Genomic DNA, 11,087 nt, shown 5'->3' with positions numbered 1-11,087 from the left:
AAAGGGGACGCCAATGCAGAGCAATGTTGCAACGCTCGATCTCCCGCTGGGCAGCCGCGGCGGCAGCGGACAGGATCGAGTTGAGACCGTCCGCGTCGGCGGAGTGCCGGTCTCGACGCTGTCGCTGGCGGGTCTGATCGAGCATATGCTGACCGATGCGCCGCGCCGGCTGGCAGCGGGTGATCGCCCGTTGCTGGTGTTCGACGTAAACGGGCACGCACTGTCGCTCAACGCCAGCGATCCGGCCTATCGCGCCGATCTCGCCAAAGCCGATCTCGTCCATGCCGATGGCCAGGTAATCGTCAGCGCCTCGCGCCGCTATGGCCCCGCACCGATCGCCGATCGGTCGAGCACCACCGACATGTTCATCGACAGCCTGCCCGGCGCCGCGGAACGCCAGGTCCGCTATTATCTTCTCGGTGGCACCGAAGACGTGAACGCCGCCTGCGCCGCCAAGATCACCAATGATACGCCGGGGCTCGAACTCGCCGGGCGTCGCAATGGCTTCTGGAAGGCGGAGGAAGAGGATGCGGTGATCGACGCGATCAACGCCGCTGCCCCCGACGTGCTGTGGGTTGGCACCGGCAAGCCGCGCGAGCAGGCCTTTTGCGTGCGCCACCGTGACCGGATCAATGCCGGCTGGATCGTCTCGTGCGGCGGCTTGTTCAACTATATCACCGGCGATTATCCGCGCGCGCCCTTGTGGATGCAGCGCAATGGCCTCGAATGGCTCCACCGGATGGCGACCAATCCGCGCCATCTCGCCTGGCGCTATCTCACCACCAATCCCCATGCGCTCTGGCTGATCTGGAAGCACCGCAATGGCTGATGCGCAGGTGGCCCAGCCCCAACGCAAACCGCTTCGCGCGACGCTGGCCCGCTTCGGGCTGGCGAGCGTGTCGTCGGCCGCGGTGTCGGTCAGCCATTTGCTCGTCCAGCTCGTCTCGGTGCGCCGGCTCGACGCCACCGAAATCGGTACGCTCGCCTTCCTGCTGGTGATCCTCCAGTTCGGCTACAGCCTGTCGAACGCGCTCGTCTCGACACCCTATACGATCGCAGTCAACCAACGAGAGGAGAAGGGCGAGGCACTCGACTTCTTCTTCCCGATAAATCTGATGCTCTGCCTAGTGCAGGGCATCGCCTGCGCCGCGATCGCCTGGGCGATGGTGGGCCCGCTTGCCGCCGCCGCTTTCGGCGTTGCAGGCGTGATCTCGCTGCTGCGCTGGTTCGGCCGCGCCAATGCCTATGCGCATCACACCCCGATGACCGCGGCGATCTCGGACATCCTCTATGCCGGTTGCGTCACCGCAGGCATCGCCGCGCTGCTCGCCTTCGACGTGCGGATCGAGGAAATCGGCGCGCTGCTCGCGCTCGCCGGGATGGTCGCGCTGATCCCCTTCGGTGCGGGCTTTCTCGGCCGCCACAAGCCGACCCGCCTTGTCGGCGCTTTTTCCGAGTATCGCCCGGTATGGCAGCGCCAATCGGCCTGGACGCTGATCGGCGTGGTCACCACCGAGGCAACCGCCAATGCACACAGCTATATCGTCACGCTGCTCGCAGGTCCCGCCGCCTTCGCGCCGATCGCGGTGGGCATGCTGTTCTTCCGCCCGGTCAATGTCTGCATCACCGCGCTCACCCAGCTCGAGCGTCCGCGCATGACCCGCGCCGTCGCCAAGGGTGACGAGCGCGGCGCGCTCGGCTCGCAGCGCGCCTTCATGGCGGCGCTGCTGGTGATCTGGGTTGCCACGTCTGGCTTGGCGATGGTGATCCTCTGGGCCTTTCCCCATATCCTGATCAAGCCGACGCTCGATGTGCAAACGGTGATGCTTGCGGTGCTATTCTGCGCGGCGCTTTCGCTCGTCCAGTGCATCCAGTCGCCGATGAGCGTGCTCACCCAGGCGCATGGCGCCTTCCGCCCGCTCGCCGCGACCAGCGTGCGCAGCTGCTTTGTCGGCCTCGCGGCGGTGCTCGTGCTCACTCTTACTGTGCCCGCGGTCTATACCGTCGTCGGCGTGGTGGTGGCGCAGCTCGTGATGATGCTCGGCATCTATCGGCTCAACCGCGAATGGCGCCGGCGCGCTGGCGAGGCGCAATGACCGGCGTCGCCACCTGGCACCGGCGCCTCGACGCCGCCCGCACCGAGGACGCACCGCGGATCACGCGGCTCTTCGGGCTGCCGGCGGCGCAGATCGTGTACTTCACCTTCCTGATGATGATCTTCATCGGGCAGCAGCCCTTCTCGTCGCGCACCCAGGAGCAGCTGGTCGCGCTGGCGCAGAATGCCGACGGCTCGGATTTCTCGAAGCAGATGTTCTTCATCGGCTTCGCGCTGATCCTCAGCACCGTCGCGCTGACGCAGCGTCACGCCCGCGAATATCGTTTCAGCTATTGGCCACTGGTGATCATGCTCGGCTGGTTCCTGATCACCTGCACCTGGGGCGTCGATCCGTTCGTTTCGTTCAAGCGCGCGATGCAGCAGGTGATCGTGATCTACATCACCTTCCTGTCGCTGGCGCTGATCGGCCCCGAACGGCTCTACAAGACGCTGCGCGCCGCGCTGATCCTGTCGCTGATCATCTGCTGGGTATCGCTGCCGCTCACTTCCGCCGCGGTCCACCCGCCGAGCGAGAGCGACAAGGCGCTGATCGGCGCCTGGCGCGGCTTCTTCTTCCACAAGAACATCGCCGGCGCGGTGATGGCGCTGACCTTCGTGGTTTGCGGCCACGCCTATTTCACCGAGCGCAAATGGCCGTTCGCATTGTTCTCGGTGATGGCGTTCGTCTTCGTGATCGGCACCAAGAGCAAGACCTCGCTCGCCCTGTGCTTCGTCATCCTCGCGGTCAGCGGCGTCTATCGTGTGCTCAGCGCGTCGGTTGCCAAGCGCGCCATATTGCTGCTGCTCGTCGGCGTCGGCATGGTCGCCTTCCTCGCGCTCTACATCGCCTTCCAGCCCACCGTGGAGCGGCTGTTCGCCGATCCGACCGCCTTCACCGGCCGCGTGTCGATCTGGAAGGTGCCGCTCGATTACCTTGCCGAGCACCCCTATCTCGGCGCCGGCTTTGGCGGCTTCTGGCAGGTCGGCGACAAGTCGCCTGCCTTTCTCTACATCAACCAGCAGTTCCAGACGCTGACCGCGCATTCGCACAACGGCTATCTCGAGATCCTCGTCACCACCGGCCCGATCGGTCTGGTCCTGCTTCTGGTGTCGTTCGTCGTGCAGCCGGCCTGGTGGTATCTCACCGGCGCGACCGCGGAGAACCGCACGCTGCTCGCCACAAGCTTCGGCATCTGGAGCTTCGTGCTTTACCAGAACCTGCTCGAGACGTCGTTCTTCGACAAGGATCGCCAGGTCTGGGTGATCTTCCTCTCGGCGATCGCGATCGCGCACGCGTCGTTCAAAGCGGTCGAACGCCCCGAATGGCATCGCCGCTGGGCACCGGCTGCCACCCGGTCTTCCGGCAAATCCTGGACTTCGATTGGCGCCCGCGGGCGCAGGAGACGCGCGTGACTGAGATCGCGATCTGCATTGCCACCCGCCAGCGCCCCGCCGGGCTGCGCCGCACGCTGCTGTCGCTCGCCGCGCTCGACACCCAGCGCCAGGTGACGATCGTCGTCGCCGACAATGACGGCGACAAGCGCGAGGGCATCGCTGCTGCCGAGGCGCTGCGCGTCCAGGGCTATCGCTGGCCGATGCGGCTGCTCAGTGTGCCGACGCCGGGCATCCCCCAGGTCCGCAACGCGCTCGTTGCCGAAGCGCTGACGCTGCCCGACGTCCAGTTCGTCGCGATGCTCGACGATGACGAGGCCGCCGAACCCCACTGGCTCGACGCGATGCTGCGCTGCCAGGCCGCCACCGGCGCCGACGTCGTGGGCGGCGCGGTGCTGCGCGAGCTCGAGGGCCAGGTCGCGCCCTGGGCGAGCAGCCATCCGCTGCTCCAGCCCAAGACGCGCGGCGCCTCGGGCCCGGTCGACCTGATCGACAGCACCGCCAATGTCCTGATCGCCGCGGAGACGCTGCGCACGCTGGGCGACAAGCCGTTCGACGAGGCGATGGCGCTCACCGGCGGATCCGACAAGCAGCTGTTCACGCGCATGCAGCGCGCCGGCCGCCGCTTCGCCTGGGCCGAGGACGCGCGCGTCACCGAGCTGATCCCGGCGAGCCGGATCACTTCCAAATGGCTGCTGATGCGCGGCTACCGGATCGGCATGACCGACATGATCACGATCCTCACCCACTCCACCCCACTCAAGGCCGCGGCGTCCGAAGCCACACGCATCGTCGGCGGGTTCGTCGTCGGCGGGCTCGGCGCAGCGCTGACGCTCGATCGCGGCACCCGCATCGTCCGGCTCGGCAAGGCCTATCGCGCCGCCGGCAAGCTCGCCGCCCTTACGGGCCATCACTACGAAGAATATCGAAAGGTCCACGGCGCATGAGCGAGCCCCAACCCACTTTCTCGGTCGTCATCCCGCTCTACAACCGCGCGGAGATCGTCGGCACGACGATCCAGTCGGTGCTCGATCAGGATTTCGGCGACTTCGAGATCATCGTCGTCGATGACGGATCGAAGGACGATCCCGAGCCTGCAATCGCGGCGTTCGGCGATCCGCGCATCCGCTTCATCCGCCAGGAAAATGCCGGCGGCGGCGCGGCGCGCAATCGGGGCATCGAAGAGGCTCGCGGGCGCTACATCGCCTTCCTCGATTCCGACGACCTGTTCCTTCCCGGCAAGCTCTCGATCATGGCCGCTGCGCTTCCCGCCGATGACGGGCTGACCATCCTCTATTCGCAGATGCAGGTCGATCGCGGGGTCAATCGCTATTGGGTGCGCCCGGATCGCGGCATCCGCGAGGATGAGGATGTCGGCGAATATCTGTTCTGCGCGAACCAGTTCATGCAGACCTCGACGCTGGTCGTCCCCTCCGGGCTCGCCAAGCAGGTCCGCTTCGATCCGGCGCTGAAGAAGGGCCAGGATCTCGATTTCGCCGTCCGGCTGCAGGTCTCGGGCGGGCGCTTCCGGATGATCGAGCAGCCGCTCACCATCTGGCTCGATGCCACCGAAGTCGGCCGCACGTCCTATGTCCGCGGCTATGAGACGTCGCTCGACTGGCTCGATCGCTGCGGCCACCTGCTCACCAACCGCGCGCGCCATGGCTATCGCGCCACCGTGCTCGCCTATCACATGGCACCGGTGCGCCCAATCGCGACGATCCCCGAGCTGGTCCGCGGGCTGTTCTACGGGCGCGTGCCGCCGCGCATCCTCGCGCGCCAGCTGCTCCGCTCCTATCTACCCAAATCCTTCTACCGCTCGATCGTCAACCAGTTCGTCCACCGTTTCGGAAAGGCCGAGGCGCGATGAGCCCCGAGGAGCGCGAGGCCGAACTCGACGCCGGGGAGAACGCCGACAGGCCGCTCTTCACCGTAGTGATCCCCACCTTCAACCGCCGCGATGCGGTGGTCGAGGCGGTGCGCTCCGCGCTCGACCAGAGCATCCGCGACATCGAAGTGATCGTCATCGATGACGGTTCGGTCGACGGCACCGCCAGCGCGATCGCCGCGATCGGCGACGAGCGGCTCCATGTCATCGTCCAGCCCAATGCCGGCGCCGCGGCGGCGCGCAACCGCGGCATCGCCTATGCCCGCGGCCGCTATGTCGCCTTCCTCGATTCGGACGACCGCTTCTTCCCCGAACATCTGGCGGAACTGCTGCCGCTGCTCGCGCAGGGCGACGACGTCGTCGCCTATTGCCGCGTCGTCGTCGATCGCGGCTCGGGCCGCCTGTTCCTCAAGCCGCACCGCGCGATCGAGGCAGGCGAGAGCGTCGACCGCTATCTGATGTGCGATCGCGGCTTCATCCAGACGAGCAGCCTCGCGCTCGGCCGCCTGCTCGCCGATCGCGTGCGCTATCGCGAGGATGTCGGCTTCGGCGACGATACCGATTTCGCCGTCCGCCTGTCGCTTGCCGGCGCGCGCTTCCTGATGGCGGCGCAGGCCAGCGTGCTCTGGGCCGATCGCCGCACCGAGAACCGCCTTTCCCAGGTCCGCGCCAATATCGGCAACCTCGCCTGGCTGAGCGACCTCAAGCCGCACATCTCGGCGCGCGCCTATTCGGCTTATATGGGCTGGCACGCCGCCAAGAGCGTGTGGCCGACCAGCCGCCGCACGGCGCTGCGCTATTATTTCGATGCCGTGCGCGAAGGCGCCTTTCGTCCGCGCGTCGCCGCGATCGTGCTACTCCAGATCATCATGCCCGATCGGCTCTATCGCGAGACCGCCAATCGCTGGATCGCCCTGACCAGCCGCGTGCGGGGGGCACGGATATGAAGCGCCGCGCCTTCCTCGCCGGCGCGGCGGCTGCGGCGGTCTCGGTGCCGCTCACGTCGAGCGCCGTGCCGCAGCTTCCGCCGATGCCGGATACCAGCGGCCCCGGGCTCAAGGCGCATGCCGCGCGCAGCGGCCGGCGCTATGGCTGCGCGATCAAGTCGAGCCAGATGCAGAGCGATCCTGCGCTTACCGCCGCCATCGTCCGCGAGGCCGGCGTGATCGTCCAGGAATGGGAGCTCAAGCGCAACGCCACGCAGCAACGCCCCGACCGCTTCGATTTCTCGGGCGCCGACAAGCTGATCGCCTTCGCCCAGAAGAACGGCATGGCCGCGCGCGGACACACGCTCGTCTGGTACGCCGCCAACCCAAAATGGCTCGACGCCGCGATGCGCACCAGCCCGCGCCGTCGCCAGGAAGGTCTGCTCGGCGGCTACATCACCGCGGCGATGCGCCGTTATGCCGGCAAGATCACCGAATGGGACGTCGTCAATGAGGCGATCGAGCCCAAGGAAGGCCGCCCCGACGGGATGCGCGCCAAGACGATCTGGGGCGAGGCACTGGGCGAAGGCTATATCGATCTCGCCTTCCATCTCGCGCGCGACGCCGATCCCACTGCGCGCCGCTTCCTCACCGATTACGGGCTCGAACATACGTCCCGGCGCTGCGAGCAGCGGCGCACCGCGATCCTCAAGTTGCTCGAGCGACTGCTGGCGCGCGGCGTGCCGGTCCAGGCGCTCGGCGTGCAGGGTCATCTCAAGCCCTTCCAGGAAGGGTTTGACGAGCGCGTCTTCGCCAATTTCCTCGACGAGGTCCGCGGCATGGGCCTGAAAATCGCCATCACCGAATTCGATCTTGCCGATCGCGGCGGCCCGCTCGACATCGACCAGCGCGATGCCGAAGTCGCCGCGGTGGGCCGCGCCTTTCTCGACGTCGCGCTCGACAATCCGGCGGTTGGCTCGGTGCTGACCTGGGGGCTTTCGGACCGCTATTCCTGGCTGTCGACCTATGAGGGCTATCGCTGGCCCGACGGCGAGCTCTCGCGCGGGCTGCCGCTCGACAGCAATTTCCGGCGCAAGCGGCTGTGGGCGGCGATTGCGCAGGCCTTCGATCATGCCCCGCGCGCCGAAGCGGAGCTGCCGGTGCCGGGCCTGCCTGCATGAGGATTGCCCCGCTCACCGGGCTGCGCGGCATCGCCGCGATCGCGGTGATGATTTACCACATCCCGCACAATCCCGCCTTCGCGGCCTGGGATCTCACGCTCTTCTCGCGTGCCTATCTGTGCGTCGACCTGTTCTTCATCCTCAGCGGCTTCGTCATCTCGCTCGGCTATTATGAGCGCGTCGTGAAGCGGCTGGGCCCGGCGAGCTATGGCGATTTCCTGGTCAACCGTATTGCCCGGGTCTGGCCGCTCCATCTCGTCGTCGCGCTGGTCTTCGCCGCGCGCTTCCTGCTCAATGTCTCGGGCGAGCAGACCGTAGCGCTGACCCCGGCCAACATTGTCGCCAATCTCATGATGGTGCAGAGCTGGGGCTGGGGCACCCAGGCGCTGGCCGGCAACAGCTGGTCGGTGAGCACCGAACTGGTCGCCTATCTCGCCTATCCGCTCGTCGCCTTGCTCGCCTTTTCGCGGCTCGCCTGGCTCCAGGCGGCCGGATCGGTCGGGCTGCTGCTGCTCGTCGCCTGGCTCGGCCAGGGTTCGCGCGGGCCCCTCGACGTCAACGACGGCGCCACGATCCTGCCGGTGCTGCGCTGCCTTGCCGGCTTCTCGCTCGGCGTGATCGCCTATCGGCTGGTGCAAGATGCGCGGATCGAGCGCTGGCTCGGCGGCGAGCACGGCTTCATCGCGGCCTGCCTTGCCATCGCCGCGGCGCTGATCGTTCCCGGCGGCGACGTGCTGGTGGTGGTCGCGTTCGTGCCGCTGGTGATGGCCTGCTATTATAACGGCCATGTCGCCCGAGCGGTGATGGCCAACCCGGTTTCGTTTCATCTCGGGCTGATCAGCTATTCGATCTATCTCTGGCACCCGCTGGTCCGCGACGTCTTCGCGCGCGGCATGAGCGTCGCCCACCGCAAGGGCTTCGCGGGGGATGACTGGGCCTTTGTCCTCGCCACCTATCTCGTCACCTGGCTGGTCTGCTGGGCCAGCTACAAGCTGATCGAGGTTCCCGGCCATCGCGCGGTCAAGCGGATCGAACGCCGCTTCACCGAGGCGCCGCCGACGCTGCACGAGGCCGCGGAGCGCGCATGACCGACGCCTATCGCACGCTGCGCGAAGCCGGACCGCACGACGCCGAGACGATCATCGCGATCCCCACTTTCCGCCGCCCCGCGCTGCTGCGCCGCCTGCTCGAGGCGCTCCGTAGCCAGGAGGGACTGGAGGGCGCCGCGTTGCTGATCGCCGACAACGACGCCGCCGGCCAGCAGGGTGCCGCGGTCGCCGCCGAGATGGCGCGAGACTTTCCGGTTCCGATCGAGATCCTCCTCGTTCCCCAGCCGGGGCTCTGCCATGTCCGCAACGCGCTCGTCGCCCAGGCGCTCGGCCACCGGGCGATGCAGCGGCTGGTGATGATCGACGATGACGAATGGCCCCAGCCCGGCTGGCTCGCCGCCTTGCTCGCGATGCAGGCGCGCACCGGCGCGGCGGTAGTCGGCGGGCCCGTAGATCCGTGCTTCGCCGGCGCCGCGCCCGATTGGGCGGAGCAGACGCTGATCTTCCGCCCCGAAGAGCGGAGCGAGGGCCGCACCACCCTGCTCTATGCCGGCAACAACCTGCTGGTGTCGGCAGAAGCGTTGGAGGCGCTCGAGGCGCCCTGGTTCGATCCCGCCTTCGATCGCAGCGGCGGCGAGGATCTCGATTTCCTCACGCGCATCGAAGCGCTCGGCTTGGGCTTCGCCTGGGCGCCGCGCGCGCGGGTGAACGAATGGGTAGGGCCCGAGCGCGCCCGGCGCGGCTGGGTCTTGCGGCGGATGTGGCGGATCGGCGTCACCGACACGATGGTCGCGCGCAAGGCGAAGCCGGGTCTGGGTGGCCGCGTCGGCCTGGGCATCCGCGCGGTCGGCTTGCTGGGCATGCGCACCGCCGCCCTGCCCGCGCTTGCCTGGGCACGACGGCGGCGGCTCGACATTGCCGGGCAATGGGTCAAGGCAGTCGCCCGCCTCTATGCGATCGCGGGCGGGAGCGACGCGATCTACGCCGCCCCCGCGCCGGTCACTGCGCGTACGCCTTGAAGCTCTTGACGATCATGTCGCCCGAGCCATCATCATACGCGCCGGTCGTCTTCACTGCGACATCCATGATCGGATAGAAGCGGAAGCCCTTGAACGGGTTGACGCTCTGATAGGTCTCCATCCCATCGACGAACCAGGTGATGTAGTCGGACTGGATGTCGACGGCGAAGCTGTGGAAGCCCTGGCTGAACCCCTTGAGCAGGTACGCCTGCTCGGCCTGGATGTTGGTGCCGCGCTGGAAGGTTCGCACGGCATTGGCGCCGCCATGGATGGTCGACGAGATATGCCGGTCGAAGTCCCAATAGCTCTGATAGCCAAAGCCCTCATAGACATCGATCTCGGGCGGCCAGCCCGAGGTCGAGATCAGCCAGAAGGCCGGCCACGAACCGCGGCGGTTGGGCATCTTGGCGACCCATTCATATTGGCCATAGCCGATCTGAGTGACCGGCGTATTGTGCCCGCTCAGCACCACCGAGCCGTAATTATACGCCACGCCGGCCCAGCTGAGCGGCGTCTTGAGCACCTGGGTGTGCATCACCAGGCCCTCATCGGTATAGCGTAGCGGCGCCTCGATGCCGGGATAGACATAGCCGTCCAGATACATGCCGGTCTCGCCGTTCGCCGGCTGCGAGCGGCCATTGGGCAGCTTGGTCGACCAGGCGCCGGCATGGCCCGCGTCGGACCAGTGCATGCTCGTCTTGGTCATATCGAACTGGAGCGTGCCCTTCGCCTGGAAGGTCCGCGGCGCGCGGAACCCGCTGGTCGAAGCGGGCGTGGCGGTCACATTGGCATCCGCAGTCACCGTTGCGCTCGCCGTGCCCTGATTGGCGCCCCAAGGCGCCTCGCTGAACTTGAGCGAGAACTGCTGCCCCTGCACCGAAGACAAGATCGGCACTGCCACCGTCTGCTTGAGCGGATCGTTCGGGCGGAAGATGATCACGCCGCTGGTCGCCGAATAATGCACGCCCGAGATCGACTTGGTCGCCCCCGATCCGTTCACCGTGGTGTAGCGCGCGATCACCGTGTTGGGCGTCGCCCGGTCGAGCGTCACCGGCACATAGGCCACGCTCGCGCCGGGCAGATAGGTCGCCGCCCCGACCGACAGCGTCGCCTTGTCGGGCAGCTTGGTGCCCTTGGCGAAGTCGAAACTCGCAAAGGCATTGGCCGTGGTCGCCGCGGCAGTAACCGTCGTGGCGAGCGCGGACTGTACCGGCCCGGCAACGGCGGTCGTCGCCGTCTCCGCGACGACAACAGTGCCTTGCGTTGTAGTAGAAGAAGAGTCATCGCCGGCGCATCCGCCGAGCGCGCACAAGGATAAAGCGCCCGCAAGCGGGCGTGAAATAAGGATACGCATGAAACACCCCCCGGTGTCGACGAGGAAACACCCCTCGCCTGACTACCTTGTAGGGCAATCCACTTTAATTTTCTGCCTATGAAAGTGCTTTTCGCGGTTAATGGAAAGTAACTCGAGCCCGTTCGAATTTCTTAGTTGAAACCATTGCGACTATTAAGACGAATACTTTTAAAACGGATTGTC

Annotated in this window: 10 protein-coding genes; 9 read left to right on the top strand and 1 reads right to left on the bottom strand. The window is 66.9% G+C overall.

Features of this window, described 5'->3' with window-relative positions; translation table 11 throughout:
- Positions 1-13: 13 nt before the first annotated feature.
- The 9 genes from AB2M62_RS01780 to AB2M62_RS01740 are packed head-to-tail and all read left to right on the top strand — an operon-like array spanning position 14 to position 9,550.
- Complete coding sequence (locus AB2M62_RS01780; RefSeq protein WP_404337278.1) at positions 14-829, top strand: WecB/TagA/CpsF family glycosyltransferase; 816 nt, start codon at positions 14-16, stop codon at positions 827-829.
- Positions 822-2,096 (top strand): polysaccharide biosynthesis protein, encoded by a 1,275-nt coding sequence (locus AB2M62_RS01775; RefSeq protein WP_404337276.1) that lies wholly within the window; start codon positions 822-824, stop codon positions 2,094-2,096. Before AB2M62_RS01780 ends, AB2M62_RS01775 begins: the two co-directional genes overlap by 8 nt.
- Positions 2,093-3,508, top strand: a complete 1,416-nt coding sequence (locus AB2M62_RS01770; RefSeq protein WP_404337274.1) for an O-antigen ligase family protein — start codon at positions 2,093-2,095, stop codon at positions 3,506-3,508. Before AB2M62_RS01775 ends, AB2M62_RS01770 begins: the two co-directional genes overlap by 4 nt.
- Entirely contained in the window at positions 3,505-4,434 is a 930-nt protein-coding gene (locus AB2M62_RS01765; RefSeq protein WP_404337273.1) for a glycosyltransferase family 2 protein, read from the top strand. The genes AB2M62_RS01770 and AB2M62_RS01765 overlap by 4 nt, the downstream gene beginning before the upstream one ends.
- Positions 4,431-5,357: a glycosyltransferase family 2 protein gene (locus AB2M62_RS01760; RefSeq protein ID WP_404337271.1), complete on the top strand. Its 927-nt coding sequence runs from the start codon at positions 4,431-4,433 to the stop codon at positions 5,355-5,357. Before AB2M62_RS01765 ends, AB2M62_RS01760 begins: the two co-directional genes overlap by 4 nt.
- Positions 5,354-6,322, top strand: a complete 969-nt coding sequence (locus AB2M62_RS01755; RefSeq protein ID WP_404337269.1) for a glycosyltransferase family 2 protein — start codon at positions 5,354-5,356, stop codon at positions 6,320-6,322. The genes AB2M62_RS01760 and AB2M62_RS01755 overlap by 4 nt, the downstream gene beginning before the upstream one ends.
- Positions 6,319-7,482: an endo-1,4-beta-xylanase gene (locus tag AB2M62_RS01750; protein ID WP_404337267.1), complete on the top strand. Its 1,164-nt coding sequence runs from the start codon at positions 6,319-6,321 to the stop codon at positions 7,480-7,482. The genes AB2M62_RS01755 and AB2M62_RS01750 overlap by 4 nt, the downstream gene beginning before the upstream one ends.
- The gene (locus AB2M62_RS01745) at positions 7,479-8,570 is read left to right on the top strand and encodes an acyltransferase family protein (protein WP_404337265.1); all 1,092 of its coding nucleotides are present in this window, start codon (positions 7,479-7,481) and stop codon (positions 8,568-8,570) included. The genes AB2M62_RS01750 and AB2M62_RS01745 overlap by 4 nt, the downstream gene beginning before the upstream one ends.
- Positions 8,567-9,550 carry a glycosyltransferase family 2 protein gene (locus tag AB2M62_RS01740; RefSeq protein WP_404337263.1) on the top strand — a complete coding sequence of 328 codons (984 nt, stop codon included), beginning with the start codon at positions 8,567-8,569 and terminating at the stop codon, positions 9,548-9,550. The genes AB2M62_RS01745 and AB2M62_RS01740 overlap by 4 nt, the downstream gene beginning before the upstream one ends.
- Here the strand turns inward: AB2M62_RS01740 and AB2M62_RS01735 are convergent.
- Positions 9,531-10,904 carry a family 16 glycosylhydrolase gene (locus AB2M62_RS01735; protein ID WP_404337261.1) on the bottom strand — a complete coding sequence of 458 codons (1,374 nt, stop codon included), beginning with the start codon at positions 10,902-10,904 and terminating at the stop codon, positions 9,531-9,533. The genes AB2M62_RS01740 and AB2M62_RS01735 overlap by 20 nt on opposite strands.
- Positions 10,905-11,087 lie beyond the last annotated feature (183 nt).

Origin of the sequence: Sphingomonas sp. MMS12-HWE2-04, from assembly GCF_044881185.1 — a bacterium.
GTDB lineage: Bacteria > Pseudomonadota > Alphaproteobacteria > Sphingomonadales > Sphingomonadaceae > Sphingomonas.
This window is presented reverse-complemented; position numbering and strand designations above follow the sequence as displayed.